Origin of the sequence: Microbacterium profundi, from assembly GCF_000763375.1 — a bacterium.
Classification (GTDB): domain Bacteria; phylum Actinomycetota; class Actinomycetes; order Actinomycetales; family Microbacteriaceae; genus Microbacterium; species Microbacterium profundi.
The window spans coordinates 1,359,556-1,376,050 of the sequence record NZ_JPSY01000001.1; the positions used below are offsets into that span (position 1 = coordinate 1,359,556).

The 16,495-nt window shown below is 67.5% G+C and carries 16 protein-coding genes and 1 pseudogene; 11 read left to right on the forward strand and 6 right to left on the reverse strand.

Going from position 1 to position 16,495, the window contains the following annotated elements:
- Positions 1 to 82: 82 nt before the first annotated feature.
- From JF52_RS0106385 to JF52_RS17460, 9 genes are all read left to right on the forward strand, one after another.
- Positions 83 to 676, forward strand: coding sequence for a biotin transporter BioY (locus tag JF52_RS0106385; protein WP_033105480.1), 594 nt, complete (start codon positions 83 to 85; stop codon positions 674 to 676).
- Between the two features lie 104 nt (positions 677 to 780).
- On the forward strand, positions 781 to 2,154 hold the full coding sequence (locus tag JF52_RS0106390; protein WP_033105481.1) for a plasmid pRiA4b ORF-3 family protein: 1,374 nt from the start codon (positions 781 to 783) through the stop codon (positions 2,152 to 2,154).
- Positions 2,155 to 2,232: 78 nt separating this feature from the next.
- Positions 2,233 to 4,563: a phosphoribosylformylglycinamidine synthase subunit PurL gene (gene purL, locus JF52_RS0106395; RefSeq protein ID WP_033105482.1), complete on the forward strand. Its 2,331-nt coding sequence runs from the start codon at positions 2,233 to 2,235 to the stop codon at positions 4,561 to 4,563.
- Entirely contained in the window at positions 4,560 to 4,709 is a 150-nt protein-coding gene (locus tag JF52_RS17455; RefSeq protein ID WP_160175039.1) for a hypothetical protein, read from the forward strand. Before purL ends, JF52_RS17455 begins: the two co-directional genes overlap by 4 nt.
- Before the next feature lie 319 nt (positions 4,710 to 5,028).
- Positions 5,029 to 5,754, forward strand: a complete 726-nt coding sequence (locus JF52_RS0106400; protein WP_033105483.1) for a DUF2786 domain-containing protein — start codon at positions 5,029 to 5,031, stop codon at positions 5,752 to 5,754.
- Positions 5,755 to 5,876: 122 nt separating this feature from the next.
- Positions 5,877 to 6,245 (forward strand): ArsR/SmtB family transcription factor, encoded by a 369-nt coding sequence (locus tag JF52_RS0106405; protein WP_033105484.1) that lies wholly within the window; start codon positions 5,877 to 5,879, stop codon positions 6,243 to 6,245.
- Positions 6,242 to 7,921: a SulP family inorganic anion transporter gene (locus tag JF52_RS0106410; protein WP_052166809.1), complete on the forward strand. Its 1,680-nt coding sequence runs from the start codon at positions 6,242 to 6,244 to the stop codon at positions 7,919 to 7,921. Before JF52_RS0106405 ends, JF52_RS0106410 begins: the two co-directional genes overlap by 4 nt.
- A 233-nt stretch (positions 7,922 to 8,154) precedes the next feature.
- Positions 8,155 to 8,508: a TraR/DksA family transcriptional regulator gene (locus JF52_RS0106415; protein WP_235272330.1), complete on the forward strand. Its 354-nt coding sequence runs from the start codon at positions 8,155 to 8,157 to the stop codon at positions 8,506 to 8,508.
- Between the two features lie 81 nt (positions 8,509 to 8,589).
- A complete protein-coding gene (locus JF52_RS17460) occupies positions 8,590 to 8,754 on the forward strand; it encodes a hypothetical protein (RefSeq protein WP_160175040.1) in 165 nt (54 codons plus the stop codon).
- A 40-nt stretch (positions 8,755 to 8,794) separates the two neighbouring features.
- Here the strand turns inward: JF52_RS17460 and JF52_RS0106420 are convergent, their stop codons facing one another.
- Positions 8,795 to 9,562, reverse strand: coding sequence for an SDR family oxidoreductase (locus JF52_RS0106420; protein ID WP_033105485.1), 768 nt, complete (start codon positions 9,560 to 9,562; stop codon positions 8,795 to 8,797).
- A gap of 100 nt (positions 9,563 to 9,662) precedes the next feature.
- Between JF52_RS0106420 and JF52_RS0106425 the strand changes: the two genes are divergently transcribed.
- Positions 9,663 to 10,526: a helix-turn-helix transcriptional regulator gene (locus tag JF52_RS0106425; RefSeq protein WP_033105486.1), complete on the forward strand. Its 864-nt coding sequence runs from the start codon at positions 9,663 to 9,665 to the stop codon at positions 10,524 to 10,526.
- A gap of 145 nt (positions 10,527 to 10,671) precedes the next feature.
- Here the strand turns inward: JF52_RS0106425 and gnd are convergent, their stop codons facing one another.
- The gene (gnd, locus tag JF52_RS0106430; protein WP_033105487.1) at positions 10,672 to 11,727 is read right to left on the reverse strand and encodes a phosphogluconate dehydrogenase (NAD(+)-dependent, decarboxylating); all 1,056 of its coding nucleotides are present in this window, start codon (positions 11,725 to 11,727) and stop codon (positions 10,672 to 10,674) included.
- A 134-nt stretch (positions 11,728 to 11,861) separates the two neighbouring features.
- On the opposite strand from gnd, the gene JF52_RS0106435 reads away from it, so the two are divergent.
- The gene (locus tag JF52_RS0106435; protein ID WP_033105488.1) at positions 11,862 to 12,668 is read left to right on the forward strand and encodes a hypothetical protein; all 807 of its coding nucleotides are present in this window, start codon (positions 11,862 to 11,864) and stop codon (positions 12,666 to 12,668) included.
- A 32-nt stretch (positions 12,669 to 12,700) separates the two neighbouring features.
- On the opposite strand, the pseudogene JF52_RS17220 reads toward JF52_RS0106435, so the two are convergent.
- The 4 genes and pseudogenes from JF52_RS17220 to JF52_RS0106455 all read right to left on the reverse strand — a co-directional run.
- Positions 12,701 to 13,642, reverse strand: a pseudogene (locus tag JF52_RS17220) (lipase maturation factor family protein); the annotation flags it as partial.
- Positions 13,643 to 13,708: 66 nt separating this feature from the next.
- Complete coding sequence (locus JF52_RS17595) at positions 13,709 to 14,803, reverse strand: ABC transporter permease (RefSeq protein WP_200880959.1); 1,095 nt, start codon at positions 14,801 to 14,803, stop codon at positions 13,709 to 13,711.
- The gene (locus JF52_RS0106450) at positions 14,800 to 15,456 is read right to left on the reverse strand and encodes an ABC transporter ATP-binding protein (RefSeq protein ID WP_327036958.1); all 657 of its coding nucleotides are present in this window, start codon (positions 15,454 to 15,456) and stop codon (positions 14,800 to 14,802) included. The genes JF52_RS17595 and JF52_RS0106450 overlap by 4 nt, the downstream gene beginning before the upstream one ends.
- On the reverse strand, positions 15,453 to 16,490 hold the full coding sequence (locus JF52_RS0106455; protein ID WP_235272332.1) for a peptidoglycan-binding domain-containing protein: 1,038 nt from the start codon (positions 16,488 to 16,490) through the stop codon (positions 15,453 to 15,455). The genes JF52_RS0106450 and JF52_RS0106455 overlap by 4 nt, the downstream gene beginning before the upstream one ends.
- Between the last annotated feature and the right edge of the window lie 5 nt (positions 16,491 to 16,495).

Sequence of the window (16,495 nt, forward strand, 5' to 3'; positions counted from 1 at the left end):
TACTCTACAGAACACCGTTCAGGTGAACACTGTTCTAGTGAGCACTGTTCAGGAAGCAATCAAGGAAGCCCCAAGGAGACCGATGTCAACCGCAGCAGCCCCGCGCCGCACCTTCCCGGTGCTGGCAGACCTCATTCCCGGCACACGAATGCGCGATGTCGTCCTGACTCTCATCGGCACGGCGTTCATCACGGTCGCCGGCTACATCACGATCCCGCTGCCGTTCACGCCGGTGCCGATCTCGCTCGCCACCTTCGCGGTGCTGCTGACCGGCGCGGCGCTCGGTCCGCTGCGCGGGTCGGCGAGCGCAGGCGTCTACCTCGTGCTCGGCCTCATCGGCGTGCCTCTGTTCGCGCACGGTGCATCCGGCTGGGCATTCTCGTCGTTCGGCTACATCGTCGGCTACGTCGTCGCGGCGCTGATCGTCGGGGCGCTCGCCCGCCGCCGCTCCGACCGCTCTGTGTGGTCGACGCTCGGTCTCGCCGCCGTCGGGTCGCTCACGATCTACGCCTTTGGAGTGCCGTGGCTCGCCGCTTTCGCCGGCATCGACCTCGCCACGGCCTTCGCTCTCGGCGTGCTGCCCTTCCTCATCGGAGACGCTGTGAAGATCGTCGCGATGGCGGGGCTCCTTCCCGCTACCTGGCGCATCGTGGATCGGTCGGGCGAGCGCAGCTGAGCCACGCACTGTGCGACCGGCAAGAGCCACCGGCACCAACGGCATCCGTCGCAGGCGCTCGACCGAACTCGCCTGATGTCCGACCCGAGTTCTACGCTTGACATATGACCCGCTATCGATTGCGTTCGAGCCTCGTCGGCAGTGAGCCGGAGATCTGGCGCACGTTCGAGATCGAAGGCAGCGCCAGCCTTCGGATGCTGCACCTCGCGCTGCAGACGATCATGGGGTGGCGCGAGTCACACCTGCACGCGTTCACAGATGCCGACCCTTACGATCGCGCTCAGCATCCGTCGCGCCGGTGGGAGGCACTCGATTTCGAGAGCGATGAGGGCACGCTCTCCGAAGATGACTTCACCGTCGACGACGTGCTGCAGGGCGGGAGGACGCTCTGGTACGAGTACGACTTCGGCGACGGATGGATCCATCGGTTGGACGTCATCGAGCAGCTGCCGTCCGAGCCCCACTTGACCACGGTCGTGCTGCTCGACGGCGCGAATCGCGGACCGTTCGAAGACTCAGGCGGTGTGGGCGGGTATGCCGAGAAGATCGCGATCGCGGCCGACACGCAGCATCCGGAGCACGAGTCGATCGTCGACTGGATCGACACCACGGTCGGGCCGTGGGCGCCCCGCGAGCCGGGAATGTTCGACCTCGTCGGCGTGCAGTCCGAGCTGAATCTGATGTTCAATCCTCGCGCTTCAGGAATTTCACCGAACGACATGTCCGGGCTCGTCAAGGTCGAGGCGCATCGACGGCGCGGAGACGTCGATGAGACCTCACCGATCGCCGATTTCGCGTCGCAGCTGCCACCGCCGATCCGCTCCGAGTTGCGTCAGCATCTGCAGCACACCGGCGTGCTGGGTCCCAGTGCGATCGATGCCGACACTGCGGCGCGCATCATCCGCCCGTTCGCATGGCTGATGGACGCGGTCGGCGCCGATGGCCTCGACCTGACCGCCGCAGGGTGGATGCCGCAGTCCACAGTGCTCGCCGGCATGACCGAACTCGGCTGGATCACCGACTGGATCGGCAAGGGCAACCGCGAAGACGTCACTCCTCCGATCGCCGTGCTGCGCGAGACGGCGCAGCGCATCGGGCTCGTGCGTGTGCAGAAGGGCCGCCTGCTGCTGAGCGCGGCGGCGAAGAAGGCGCTCGGCGATGCCCCAGCACAGTTGCGACTGATCGCCGAGGGCCTGTATCGAAAGCTCAGCGATGCCGAGACGGATGCCGCGGTTCTGCTGCTCCTCGCGATAGCCGACGGCACACCGCGCGAAGACCGGTGGCGCTCCGTCGCCTTCGGCCTGGAGATGTGCGGATGGCAGTCATCGAGCGGGTGGCGCTTCACCGAGCAGGACATCGGTCACGCGACTTTCTGGACGCAGCGAGTGCTGAATCAGCTCGGGGACGCACCACGCCTGCACCGATTCGACGAGGAGAGCCCGCTGTTGAGGCCGTTCGCACGCGAGGCGCTGCGTTAGCCGGTTGCGCACAGATTCACGCACGGGAACCGCCGGTAGACTTGACCACGCCCCGCCGGCCCTGATCTTGGAGTGCGCGTGACCACCCCCACCCCCGAAGCATCCACTCGTCAGCACGTCCCCGACTCCGTGAGCAACGCCGAGGCGACTCCCGAGAAGGAGCAGCCGTACGCGGCGCTGGGACTCAAGCCCGACGAGTACGCCCGCATCCGCGAGATCCTCGGCCGCCGTCCCACCTCGGGCGAGCTGGCCATGTACTCGGTCATGTGGTCGGAGCACTGCTCCTACAAGTCGTCGAAGAACTACCTGCGCCGCTTCGGCCAGAAGGTCTCCGACGAGATGAAGGAACGCCTCATGGTGGGCATGGGCCAGAACGCGGGCGTCATCGACGTCGGCGAGGGCTGGGCCGTCACGTTCAAGGCCGAATCGCACAACCACCCCTCCTTCATCGAGCCGTTCCAGGGAGCGGCCACCGGCGTCGGCGGCATCGTCCGCGACATCATCTCGATGGGCGCTCGCCCCGTCGCCGTGATGGATGCGCTCCGCTTCGGCGCGATCGACCACCCGGACACCGCCCGCGTCGTGCACGGCGTCACCGCCGGCATCAGCTTCTACGGCAACTGCCTCGGCCTGCCGAACATCGGCGGCGAGACGGTCTTCGACTCCGTCTACCAGGCCAACCCGCTCGTCAACGCGCTGGCGGTCGGCGTGCTGCGCCACGAGGACCTCAAGCTCGCGAACGCTGAGGGCGTCGGGAACAAGGTCGTCCTCTTCGGTGCCCGCACCGGCGGCGACGGGATCGGCGGCGCCAGCATCCTCGCATCCGACTCGTTCGACGACGGCGGCCCGACGAAGCGCCCCGCGGTGCAGGTCGGCGATCCGTTCGCCGAGAAGGTGCTCATCGAGTGCTGCCTCGAGCTCTACAAGGGTGAGCTGGTCGAGGCCATCCAGGACCTCGGTGCCGCCGGTATCTCGTGCGCGACGAGCGAGCTCGCGGCCAACGGCAACAGCGGCATGAAGGTCTCGCTCGACAACGTGCTGCTGCGTGACCCGTCCCTGACCGCTGAGGAGATCCTCATGTCGGAGTCGCAGGAGCGCATGATGGCGATCGTCGCCCCCGAGAAGCTCGACGCCTTCATGGAGGTCGTGAACAAGTGGGAGGTCGAGACCTCCGTGCTCGGCGAGGTCACCGGAGACGGTCGCCTCGTCATCGACTGGCAGGGCGAGCGCATCGTCGACGTCGACCCGTCCACGGTCGCGGTCGACGGCCCCGTCTACGACCGTCCGGTCGCCTACCCGACGTGGATCGACGCACTGCAGGCGGATGCTGCGGAGCTGCTGCCCCGCACCGACGACGCCGAGGTGCTGCGCGAGCAGTTCCTCAACCTGGTCGCATCGCCGAACCTCGCCGACACGAGCTGGATCACCAACCAGTACGACTACTACGTGCTCGGCAACACAGCCCTGGCCTTCCCCGACGACGCCGGCATGATCCGCGTCGACGAGGAGTCGGGCCTCGGCTTCGCGATCTCCACCGACGCAAACGGCCGCTACTGCCAGCTCGACCCGTACGCGGGCGCGCAGCTCGCCCTCGCCGAGGCGTACCGCAACGTCGCCGTCACCGGCGCAACCCCGACCGCGATCACCGACTGCCTGAACTTCGGATCCCCCGAGAACCCCGAGGTCATGTGGCAGTTCGGCCAGACGGTCGACGGCCTGGCAGACGGATGCTACGAACTCGGCACCCCCGTCACAGGCGGCAACGTCTCGTTCTACAACCAGACCGGCGACACCCCGATCCACCCCACCCCACTGGTGGGCGTTCTCGGCATCATCGACGACGTCTCCCGCCGCATCCCCTCGGCGTGGCAGGACGAGGGCCAGAACATCTACCTTCTCGGCACCACCTCGACCGAGCTGTCCGGTTCTGCCTGGGCCGAGACGGTACACAACCACCTCGGCGGTCTGCCCCCGAAGGTCGACCTCGCCGGCGAGAAGCGACTCGCAGGACTCATCGCCGCCGCGCGCGATGAGTGGTTGATCTCCAGCGCCCACGACGTGTCCGAGGGCGGACTCGCCCAGGCCCTCGCCGAGGGCGTCATGCGCTTCGGCATCGGCGCCCGCGTGTGGCTGACCGAGCTCATGGACCGTGACGGGGTGGATGCTGCATCCGCTCTGTTCTCAGAATCGACGGGCCGCGTCATCGTCACAGTTCCTCGCGAAGATGACGTGAAGTTCCAGGGCCTGTGCGAAGGACGCGGATACCCGGTGCTGCGCATCGGCGTGACCGACACGGTCTCCGACCTCGAGGTGACGGGACTGTTCACGGTCTCGGCGGCCGAACTGCGCGAGCGCTCGCAGGCAACACTGCCGGCGGCGTTCGGTCCGACCGTCTCGGAGCCCGTGTGAGTGACGTCGAGCGGCACAGCGATGACGACTACGGCGACCTCAACGCGACGCGCAACCGGCGCATCCGCATCATCGCCTGGACGACGATCATCGCCCTGATCCTCGGCGGTGGCGGCGCGACCGTGCTGTCGCTGCTCTTCGGCTGAGCGTACGTCGGCCGAACGTCCGTGCGGGTCGTTGAGCGAGCAAGCGGGTCGTCGAGCGAGCAAGCGGGTCGTCGAGCGAGCAAGCGGGTCGTCGAGCGAGCAAGCGGGTCGTCGAGCGAGCAAGCGGGTCGTTGAGCGAGCGGAGCGAGACGAAACGCGTTGAGCGAGCGTAGCGAGTCGAAACGTCACGCCCCGCAGCCCCGACTCCTCCTCCACAGCATCCGCCTTCCACCGAAAAATCCACCTTTCACACCTTCGTGTGCTGGAATGTCGGACTGTCCGCGAAGACTGAACGGGATCGCAGACAAGGGAGAACACGATGAGCGAATCCAAACTGGACCTGATCGCGAAGCTGCTGGCGAAGGCTGAAAGCACGACGCCGGAAGAGGCTGAGGCGCTGACCGAGCACGCCGAGCGGCTGATGGTGAAGTACGGCATCGAACAGGCGCGGCTCGATGCGCGGCGCGCGAAACTCGGGCAGGAGCGCGAGGAGATCGTGCAGGAGCAGATGGTCTTCACGGGCTCCTACGCACGAGACATCCGCGAGTTGGGCGGCAACGTCGCGTTCGCACTCGGCTCGATCAGGCCGATGCAGTCCGAGCGGCCGGGCGGCGGATTCATCCTGTACTTCGTCGGGTTCACCTCAGACGTGCAGCAGGCGAAGATTCTCACTGCGAGCCTCGAGGTGCAGGCGATGGTCGCGATGCGGCAATGGTGGGCGAGCCGCCGCGAGCTGTACCGATGGCACTCCGAGAGCGAGAAGCGGCGCGCGCGCAGCGGATTCATCCGCGGGTTCGGGATCGGTGCCGCCCAGCGTCTACGCGAGAGTCGCGCCACGATCCTTGAGGAGGAAGGGTCGGGCACAGCGCTCGTCCTCGCGGATCGCCAGGATCAGGTGGATGCCGTGGTCGACGCGATCCCGCATCGTCGGGGACGAGCGCGCCAGGGCGCCGATCGTTCGGCCTTCACTCACGGACATCGATCGGGTCTCGAGGCGAACACCGGCGAAAGCGCGGTCACGGCCGGGCGGGGCCTGTCGGGCTGAGGGCGAGCGAGCGAGCGGCAGCAGGCCGGGTTCGTTGTGGCTGTCGTTGTCGTTGTCGCTGTCGCTGTCGCTGTCGTTGTCGTCAAGTAGGGTCGACATTCAGGCGATATGATGGATTTATCATGCCACTAAGTGATGCACACCGTCCGCTGTACGAGGTGAAGGCGAACCTGTTCAAAGGGCTCGCCCATCCGCTCCGCATCCGCATCCTCGAACTGCTCTCAGACTCGGACGAAGTGAGCGTCGCCCGCCTCGGCAAAGAGACGGGGCTCGAGGCCTCGCATCTTTCTCAACACCTGTCAGTACTGCGCCGCCACCGGCTCGTCGTGTCCGAACGCCGCGCCAGCCACGTCTACTACCGCCTGGCCGATCGCCGCACCGCTGAGATGCTCGCCGTCGCCAGGGCGCTGCTGCTCGAGATCGTGCGCTCCGACGGAGAGCGAATCGACGAGGTCGACGGGCTGCCGGCACTCGCTCAGGCCCGTCCGTGACACCCACCACCCGAGCCGCGGCATACATCCGCGGCCTGCTGCCGTCCCGCACCGACTACCGAGATCTGCGCCGCACGTGGAAGGGCGACCTCGTCGCCGGTCTCACGGTCGGCATCGTCGCGCTCCCCCTCGCTCTGGGATTCGGCGTCAGCTCGGGTGTCAGCGCGGAGGCCGGGCTCATCACCGCGGTCATCGCCGGCGTGCTCGCAGCGATCTTCGGCGGATCGAACGTCCAGGTCTCCGGACCCACTGGAGCCATGGTCGTCGTGCTGCTGCCGATCGTCGCCGAGCACGGCGTCGGCACGGTCGCTCTCGTGAGCATCATGGCCGGCGTCATCGTCCTCGCCGCCGGGGCTCTGCGCCTCGGACGCGCTGTCAGCATCATCCCGTGGCCCGTGATCGAGGGCTTCACGCTCGGTATCGCGGTGATCATCTTCCTGCAGCAGGTTCCGTCGCTCACCGTAGGCGGACAGGCGGATGCTGCGAGCCACAGTTCCAACGCCCTGGTCGCCGCCGTCCAGGCTGTGGGCAGCGCCGATTGGACGTACGTGCCATGGGCGGTCGGCGCCGCCCTCATCGTGATCGGGTGCATGCTGGTCGCGCAGCGCCTGCATCCCGGCATCCCCGGATCCCTCGTCGGAATCGCGGTCGTGACGATCCTGTGCCTCGTCATCGACAGCCCCCTCGCCGTCATCGGCGCGTTGCCAGACGGGCTGCCGATGCCATCCTTCCCGGCACTGACGGTCGACGGCACGGCGCCACTGCTCGGACCCGCCCTCACGATCGCGGCGCTGGCAGCCATCGAGTCGCTGCTCTCGGCGCGCGTCGCCTCGTCCCTCGCAGACACCGGACCCTACGACCCGGATCGAGAGCTGGTCGGTCAGGGCATCGCATCCATCGGTTCCGGCCTGTTCGGCGGGATGCCGGCGACCGGAGCCATCGCACGCACCGCCGTGAATGTTCGTTCGGGCGGCCGCACCCGGCTCGCATCGATCGTGCACGCGGTCGTGCTGCTGCTTTTCGTGCTCGTGCTGTCAGGGCCGGTCGGAATGATCCCGCTTGCGGGCCTCGCCGGCGTGCTCATGCTCACCGCCTACCGGATGGTGCACAGGGCGACGATGCGGTCGATCCTGCGCTCGGCCAGATCGGATGCCGCGGCCTTCATCGTCACGGCCATCGTCACGGTGTCGTTCGACCTCATCATCGCCGTCGTGATCGGAATCGTGTTCGCGGGTGTCTTCGCGATCCGCAACCTCTCGCGTGGCGCGGGCGTGCAGCGCGAGGAGATCGCCGGTGTCCCGCAGTCGGGCGATGAGCGCATCTCGGTCGTGCGCATCGACGGGCCATTGATCTTCGCATCCGCCGATCGGGTGTTCGAGGAGATCACACGCATGCGGGGCGCCACGGTCGTCATCCTGCGCATGTCGAAGCTCGAGCACGTCGACGCGAGCGGAGCTCATGCCCTGCAGGACATCGTGCAGTCCCTCGAAAGACGAGGCGTGACGGTGCTCATCAAGGGGGTGCAGCCGGTGCACGAGGACCTGTTCCGCACGATCGGGGTCCTGACCTCGCTGCGCCATCACCGTCACCTCTTCACCGCATTGGATGACGCCATCGCCCACGCTCGCAGTCACATCTCGCGCGAGCAGGGTCCGGCCGCGTCCACGTCCCAGTGATGCGGGTCGACTGAGTCGTGACCTTTCCCGCACCCGCACCCGCGCGATCCGCACCCGCACCCGCCCCCACCCGCCCCGCACCCGCCCCCGCGCGATCCGCACACTTGTCAGCCCAGATCACGGATGTCAGCCTGAAGGGCCGGTTTCCGACTGACATCCGTGATTCCGACTGACATCCGTGATTCCGCGCCGGCTGACATCCGTACCGCGAGGCGCGGCGATACCCTGAGACCGTGACCGACACCGAGCTGCGCACCCTGCTGGAGGTGCTGCGCCGCGAGGCGAACGCTCGCACAGAGTCGCTCTCCGCCACGCTCGCCGAGCTGACGCACGATCGCAGCAGCCAGAGCGACGACGACGAGCACGATCCGGAGGGCGTGCCGCTGTCTGCCGAGTGGTCCCGCCTGAGCGGGCTGCTCGACGCGGCCCGCGACGAACTGCAGCAGGTCGACGACGCGCTGGCCCGAATGGATGCCGGCGACTACGGCGTCTGCGCGAACTGCGGTCGCAGCATCCCGATCGCGCGGCTGCGCGTCAGGCCGTTCGCCACGCTCTGCGTGCCCTGTGCGGAGAAGCTCGGGCGCTGACGACGTGCGTTTGTCAACCCTCTGGTCGCCGTCGGCCCGCCGGACGACGCTGAGCGGACATCCGACGAACAGGAGCACCTCATGAGCGATCCGAACACCGGCGAGCCCCGCATGGACGACCCGATCGAGACCGGTCTCGACAAGGGGACGGGCGACGCGAACGATGACCGCACCTATCTCGACGACCTCCCGCCCGCCCAGGTAGAGGACCAGGACGACACCGACGAGACGGATGCCGACGCCTGAGCGGGCGCGGCCAACGGCCACGTGACCGTGCTTCTGGGACTCAGCGCGCGGCGTGCGCGGCGAATCCGTTGAGCGCGGCGATGACATGCGCCTGATCCCCGCGCGCTTCGCCGTACCGCAGGAACTTCACGCGCTCGACCTGCACCTCGGTGGCATCCGACTGCGTCTCGAAGAGAGTCATCGTCTCGTCGATGTACTCATCGAGCGGCATCGCGAACGGATCGTCCTGGTGCCCGGGCATGAGCTCGGTCTGCACCGACGGTGGCACGAGCTCGACCACGCTGACGCTCGTGCCTGCGAACTGCAGCCGTAGCGTCTCGCTGAGCTGGTGGATGGCCGCCTTCGTCGCGTTGTAGGTGGGCGTGACGCGCAGAGGGGCGAACGCGAGCCCCGACGAGACGGTCATGACGGTGGCATCCGGCTGCGTGAGCAGATGCTCGATGAACGCCGAGATGAGCCGGATCGGTCCGAGCAGGTTCGTTGTCACCGTGGCCTCGGCGTTCTCGAGGAAGCTGCCCGGTGTGGTCCAGTCCTCCACGCGCATGATGCCAGCCATTGCGACGAGCACGTTGAGTTCCGGATGCTTCGCGATGACCTCATGCGCCGCGGCGGCGATGGATGCGGCATCCGTCGTGTCGATCCGGACGATGTCGATTCCCGGATGCTGCGCGGCGATGTCCGCGACAAGCTCGGTGCGGCGACCGCCGATGACGACCTGATTGCCGGCCTCGTGGAGGCGGAGCGCGAGGGCGAGGCCGATACCGCTGGTCGCGCCGGGGATGAAGATGGTGTTTCCGTTGATTCGCATGCTTCGAGTGTCGATCGTGTGAGTGGAGCCCGGCAGAGAGCGGTTATCGGGGGACCGGCGATCCCTGGATACCAGGGCGTCGCGCGCGCATGATGGAGGAATGGATCGTGAAGCCCTCGCCGTGTTCCTCCGTCGGCGCCGGGAGCAGCTGCAGCCCGGCGACGTCGGACTGTCGGCAGGTGTGCGCCGGCGTGCGCCAGGACTCCGCCGCGAAGAGGTCGCGCAGCTGGCGCTCATGTCGACCGATTACTACACGCGACTCGAGCAGCAGCGCGGACCGCAGCCGAGTACACAGATGCTCAGCTCGCTCGCCCGCGCGCTCCGTCTCACCGCCGACGAACGCGACTACCTCTATCGCGCCGCAGGTCACGCCGTGCCCGACCGGATCACGCCGTCCGACCACGTCGCGCCGGCGCTGCAGCGCGTGTTCGACCGGCTGCACGACACTCCGGCGCTGATCATCTCTACCCTCGGCGAGACGCTCGTGCAGAACGCCCTGGCCGCGGCGCTGCTCGGCGACAACGTAGGGGCCGCAGGGCTCGAGCGCTACGAGCCGTACCGCTGGTTCATGCGACCGGAGCAGGCGCGAGCCCACTACCCCTCGGAAGATCACGCGCGGAACAGCCGAGCGCAGGTCGCCGGGTTGCGCGCCGCGTACGGCGCCATGGGCCCGGATTCGCACGCAGGGATGCTGGTCGCCGAACTGTCACGTCGCAGCGAGGAGTTCCGCGAACTGTGGGAACGGCACGAGGTCGCCCAGCGCTTCGCCGATCACAAGACGCTGGTCCACCCGGAGGTCGGCCCGATCGAAGTGGACTGCCAGGTGCTCTTCACCGAAGACCGCGGTCAGGCGCTGCTCGTGCTCACCGCGGCGCCCCGTAGCGAGGACGAGGAGAAGATCCGGCTGCTCGGAGTGCTCGGGGCGCAGCGGTTCGGGGCGGATGAGCGGGTTCGGAAGGTCTGAGGGCCTGACGGCTCGTTGCGGCCTCTCTGCGGAGTGCAGATGTCAGTCCAAGATCACGGATGTCTGCTGAAACAGCCGTTCTCGACCTACATCTGTGATCTGAGCCGACAACTGTGCCGCGACAGGCGCGCAGCGCCGCCCGGTTCTAGCCGGCGTCGGCCTTGCGAGCACCTGCCTCCAGCACGTCGCCGGCAGGGCGCTCCTTGTGCCCGCCGAACTGCAGGCGCATCGCCGAGAGCACCTGGTTCGCGAACTTGTCCTCGTCGCGTGAGGAGAAGCGCTCGAACAGCGACGCCGCGAGCACCGGAACAGGGACACCCACGTCGACCGCGGCCTTGACCGTCCAACGGCCCTCGCCGGAGTCCGAGACCCGGCCGGCCAGTCCGTCGAGCGTGGGGTTCGCGTGCAGCGCGGCCGCGGTGAGATCGAGCAGCCACGACGAGATCACCGAACCGCGTCGCCACAGCTCGGTCACCTTGTCGGTGTCGATCGGGAACTGGTAGAACTCGGGCTCCTCCAGCGGAGCGATCTCTGCCGAATGCTCGGCTTCGCGCACACCGGCATCCGCGTTCTCGAGCAGGTTGAGGCCCTCGGCGATCGACGCCATGATGCCGTACTCGATGCCGTTGTGCACCATCTTCACGAAGTGTCCGGCGCCGGACGGGCCGCAGTGCAGGTAACCCTGCTCCTCGGGGGTGAGGTCGCCCTCGCGCCCTGGAGTGCGGTCGATCTCGCCGACGCCAGGAGCGATCGTGCGCAGCACGGGTTCGATGTGCTCGAACGCCTTGTCGCTGCCGCCGACCATGAGGCAGTAGCCGCGCTCCAGGCCGAACACGCCGCCGCTCGTTCCGATGTCGACGTACTCGATGCCGCTCTCGCGCAGTTTCGCGGCCCGGCGCACATCATCGCGGTAGTTCGAGTTGCCGCCGTCGATCAGGATGTCGCCCTTGTCCAGAACGGCCGCCACTTCTTCGGCCACCTGCCCGGTGAGCGAGGCGGGCACCATCATCCAGACGACGCGGGTCGGGGTCAGCTTCGCGGCGAGATCGGCCATGCTGTCGGCGCCGGTGGCGCCTTCCGCGACCAGGGCGGCCACGGCATCCGCGTTCACGTCGTAGACGACGCAGTCGTGCCCATCGCGCATCAATCGCCGGACGATGTTCGCGCCCATCCTGCCGAGTCCGATCATGGCCAGCTGCATATCCGCTCCTGCCGTTCCGCTCGGCCCGCGGTGAGCCGAGTCGTGGTCATCCTGACACGGCGACCGACGGGACGCCAGCACCCGCCGCATCCCAGCGGATTCCCGTCGCTCCACCGCAGTAGGCTGAAGCCATCATGCAAGAGTTCTGGCAGTGGGCGGGCAACTTCTGGTGGCTCATCTTCCCGATCATGGGAATGGCCGGCGGGGCTGCGAAGGCGTGGGAGCAGGGCGCGAAGCGCCGGCACGAGCGACGCCTCGAGACGCTGCGTCTGAAAGGCGAGCTCAAGGCCGCAGAATTCGCCGCCCGCGGCCAGATCGCCCCGTCGAAAAGATCACGGGAGATCGCGTCCGACGCCCAGGTGTCGCCTGACCAGCTGCTGGAGCGGCTCTTCGCCGAGCACGACGAGATCACCGCGCGGTGGCTGGACTACGAGCTCGACGTCGCGAAACTCATCGCCTTCCCTGCAATGAGCGACGGCCGGCAGCCCTTGACCGCGGCGTTCCTGCGGGCCAAGAAGACAGCGGATGCGCTGCGTCCGGCATCCGCAGACACCAAGGTCAGCGAGCAGCGTGTCTCCGAATACTTGGATGCCGTCGGCAACTACGCCGTCGCATTCGAGATCGCCGAGAAGGATGCCAGGCGCCTGCGCGATTCGTCGTTCAGCGAAGCCGAACGCAAGCGCCTCGACCGCGCTCAGAAGCTGCTCAAGGTCGCCATCGACGAGTCGGCCACCCAGGCCGAGCGCAACGTCGCCTACAAGCGCGTGCGCGAAGAGCTCGAGGGACTGATCCTGCTCTCCGATGACGCCGTGACGGTGCTCGAGAAGCAGGTCGCCCGAGAGATCACGGCTGGTCCGACGCCGGTGCCGCAGCCGGAACCTGTTGCAGAGCGTGCGCCCGAGCCGGAGCCCATGCGGCAGCCCAAGCGCGACGCATCGTAGCCGACGAGGACCTCGGCAGTGAGTGACGAGAGTCACGGCAACTCTGCGGCGCCCACGATCACGCGCCGCCGATCGCGCACCCACACCACGCCGTTCTGCCGGCGCTGCTCGCGTGTCGCGAAGCGGTAGCGGTACGACACCGCCCGCACCCAACGCGGCGGCTGGCCTGCGAACGGGTCGCTCCGCAGCAGCGCCAGCGTCGCAGCATCCGCCTGCAGCAACCGCGCGAGCAGCATCGTGAACCAGTCATCCAATGAGCGCCCGAGCGGCAGGAACCACATCAGCCAGTCGAGGCGCAGATGGTGGGGCGCGAACTGCCGCGGCACGCGGTGCACGTCACCGGGCTTGCCCTTGAAATCGTACTCGCGCCAGGTCGCGGCATCCGGGTCCTCGTCCAAAGTGCCCTCGATGACGATCTCCATCCGCTCCTTCGTCACGGTGCCGAACGCGCCGTAGGCGTTCGCGAGCTGCCATCGGTTGAAGCTCGCGTTCATCAGCTGCCGATGGGCGAACAGATTGCGAAGCGCGGGCCAGCCGAGGACGAGATACAGGATGCCGACGGCTGAGGTGATCACGATCCAATAGAGCGGGAGCGTGCCCGAGCCTTCGGCAGGTGCACGGATAAAAGCGCCTGGCACCCCGATCGCCGAGAACGCGAGCACGATCGTCGCCCAGTTCAGCCACGCGAAGTTGCCCGTGACGACGAGCCAGACCTGCGTCACGATGATGAGCACGCCAGCGACACCGCCGATGATCAGCGGCACTGGTCCCGGCATCCAGAGCCCGAGAAGCGGAGCGAACAGGAAGAACGGAACCACCAGCTGCGCGAAGTGATTGCCCAGCACCTCGCCCTTGTGGAACCAGCGAGGAAGCAGATGCGCCTGGCGGCTCAGCGGACCCGGCATCGGCTGCGTCTCGTGGTGGTACGTCAGTGCGGTGAGGTCGCGCCATTCCCGTCCTCCACGGATCTTGACTGGCGGAATGGCGATATTGAGATGCGCGATATTCGTCGATCTTGATCCAGCGGCTACGGGCCCGGCTTAGGGCACGCGGAGCTCACGGATGGGCTCGCGCCTGCTGGCGATGATCGCCGGGATCGCCGCGGCGATCATCGCGGTGGCGAGGGTCAGGATGCCGAGCGCTCCCATGAAGGCCAACCCGGGAAGCGGGTCGCCGCTGATGCGCAGGATGATCGTGGACGCCGCCGTGCCGATGGTGATACCGATGACCGCGAGGATCGCTGTTTGGGCGAGCAGCAGGGTGACGATCAGGCTGCGGGTCGCGCCGAGGGCTCGGCGTCGTCCGAAGTCCTTGCGTCGCATCATTACGAGCCCGTAGAGCAGAATCGCCACCAGCCCTCCTGTCAGGCCGAGAAGCGCGAGTACCAGGCCGCGGGAAAAGCTGCCGAGCTGATCCTGGATCAGGCCGCGCAGTTGCGCGAGGGTCTCGCTGGTGTCGATGGTGACCTTCGAGCTGTCCTCGGGTGCCAGCACGGAGCTGACCGCTTCGCTGACCGGAGCCACGAGCTCAGGCGTTTCCGCGATGACCACCAGGATGTTCACCGGCTCTGTGCCCGCTGCGTCGGGCTGGGGTATGAACACGGCCGGTTCGAATCGGGCGAGGAAGTCCGGGACGTCCAGGGACCCGGTGACCGCGTAGGACGCTCCGTTGGTGAGGGCGATGCCGCCTGCAGTTTCGGGGAGGCCGAGCCGGTCCTGAGCCATAGGCGATGCCCACGCGAGCTCGCCGGGCAGTGCACTCGTGCCGGAGATCCCGAGGGGGTCCAACTGGGTGGTGTAGAGGTAGCGGACGGGCACCCGTGTGCCGTCCGAAAGCGCAGCGTTGGTCGCGTCCACGGCGGCCGAGAATGCGGCCGCCCACTCGATGCCCTCGATGTGCGCGATCCGATCCAGAACGTCCGTCGTGATGCCTGCCGTGCTGTCTGCTCTGACGGTAATGGACCGCGTGCCGACAGAATCGATAGAGCCTAAGACCTGCTGTTCTGCACCGACGGTCCGGCCAGTGGTGAGCATGACCGCGAGAATCATGCCGACGATCATCAGCACAGTCACCACGGATGCGACGGGCTGCGACCGCGCCGAGGCTGCAGCTTCGCGGATGATCCCCGCGTTCACAGCCGGATCTCTCGGTCGCATGCCTCTGCCACGTGCGGGGTATGGGTGACCACGATCACTGCAGCCCCGGATCGGGCGTGGTCGCGCAGCGCGGAGACCACGAGATCCGTCGTGACGGGATCGAGGTTGCCGGTCGGCTCATCGGCGAGCAGCACGCCGGGCTCGTTCAGCAGAGCACGGCACAACGCGATCCGCTGCGCCTGCCCGCCTGAGACCTGGCCGGGTTTGCGGCGCGGGGGCACGTCGACGCCGAACAGGTCCAGGAGTTCCAATGCGCGATTGATCGCTTCCTTCCGGCGGTCGGCGCGGTAGAAGGAGGTCTCGATCACGTTGTCGAGGACGGTGCGGGTCGCGTCCAGTGCGGCATCTTGGAACACGAAACCGAACCGCTCTGCCCGTAGATGCGCCCGCTTCGCATCCGACAACGGTCGAGTGGGGCGTCCGTCGAGGAGGACTTCGCCGTCTCCGGGATGCAGCATCAGGCCCAGGAGGTATAAGAGGGTCGACTTCCCCCGACCAGATGGGCCGGTTAGTGCCGTCATCGACCCAGTGGGAAACCCCGCCGACCATCGATCCAGAACTGGGCTCCCCGGGACGTATCCGAAGGTGACATCCCGGGCCTCGAGCGCGTATGACTCGTCCATGCCCGTCATTCAGTTGCCGTCGCGGGCACACGGACGCGCGTGCCCGTCTCCACGCCGGTGATCACGGACATTCCTTTCGCGGATGCCTCCACGGTGACGGGGGCCATCATCTCCTCGTCGTCGATCACCGCGATCTGCCCGTCCGCCTGTGTGATGAGCGCTGCCGACGGGACGATGAGCCCCTTAACGCTCTCGACGGTGATGATCTGCGATGACAGTGTGGCCTGCCCGATGACGGGAACCTGCCCGCATCCGTCGCCGCAGATCGATCCGCCTTCCATCCCGGTAAGCGCGACCGTCACAGCGTCGTTCTCGTCGCGCCTCTGGTCGCCAGCGTGCGCCTCCCACGCCCCGCCATCGGGAGAAGTAATTTCGACGCGGGTCCCGGTCGTCAGCATGCCCGCCTGGGTGTCGGTCACCGGGATCCAGAACTCCGGCTCGCTCGGCAGACCCTGAACCACCTCTTCGCCGCCACCCAGGGACGCCCCGCGGTCGACGATCTCTGTGTCCAGGGCGACCCGCATCGGCAGCGAAGGAACGAAGATGACATCCCCTACGCCGACCTCGCCCGTCATCTCCAGGCCTAGAGTGTCCTGCCACGCCTTGATCGCCGCGACTGTGCCCGCGCCTGCCTTGCCATCGGCCGTCCCGCCGTAGTGTCCGAGTGCGCCGAGCATCACCTGCAGTTGCTCCACGTCCGGCCCCTCGATGCCCAGCGCGATCGTCCGGAAGGCCGGGACCTCGCCTTGAGCGATCACGACCGGCCGCAAACCCACCGTATAGAGCGTCGCACCCTGGGAAACCTCGTCGCCCGCGCTCACCTCGACGGAGGTGAGCACGCCCTCGGCACGGTTCACGCCCACGGGCTCCGGGGTCCATTTCGCGACGGTGTTCAACGTCACCGACGCACCTACCTCGCCCTCGACGACTTCGACGAAAGTGAAGTTTGTGACCTCCAGCGGGTCCTCCGCCGGGCGCAGGACGGTCAGCGCGCCCCACGCGGACCCGGCCCCTAGCGCAAGGAGCAGAACGCCGGCGAGCACGAGCC

Coding starts and splice junctions, on each gene's coding strand:
- JF52_RS17460 (WP_160175040.1), top strand. CDS start 8,590: ATGAGCGATCCGAACACCGGCGAGCCCCGCATGGACGACCCGATCGAG.
- JF52_RS0106420 (WP_033105485.1), bottom strand. CDS start 9,562: ATGCGAATCAACGGAAACACCATCTTCATCCCCGGCGCGACCAGCGGT.
- JF52_RS0106390 (WP_033105481.1), top strand. CDS start 781: ATGACCCGCTATCGATTGCGTTCGAGCCTCGTCGGCAGTGAGCCGGAG.
- JF52_RS0106400 (WP_033105483.1), top strand. CDS start 5,029: ATGAGCGAATCCAAACTGGACCTGATCGCGAAGCTGCTGGCGAAGGCT.
- JF52_RS0106405 (WP_033105484.1), top strand. CDS start 5,877: ATGCCACTAAGTGATGCACACCGTCCGCTGTACGAGGTGAAGGCGAAC.
- JF52_RS0106385 (WP_033105480.1), top strand. CDS start 83: ATGTCAACCGCAGCAGCCCCGCGCCGCACCTTCCCGGTGCTGGCAGAC.
- JF52_RS0106425 (WP_033105486.1), top strand. CDS start 9,663: ATGGATCGTGAAGCCCTCGCCGTGTTCCTCCGTCGGCGCCGGGAGCAG.
- JF52_RS0106450 (WP_327036958.1), bottom strand. CDS start 15,456: ATGACGGGCATGGACGAGTCATACGCGCTCGAGGCCCGGGATGTCACC.
- JF52_RS0106435 (WP_033105488.1), top strand. CDS start 11,862: ATGCAAGAGTTCTGGCAGTGGGCGGGCAACTTCTGGTGGCTCATCTTC.
- gnd (WP_033105487.1), bottom strand. CDS start 11,727: ATGCAGCTGGCCATGATCGGACTCGGCAGGATGGGCGCGAACATCGTC.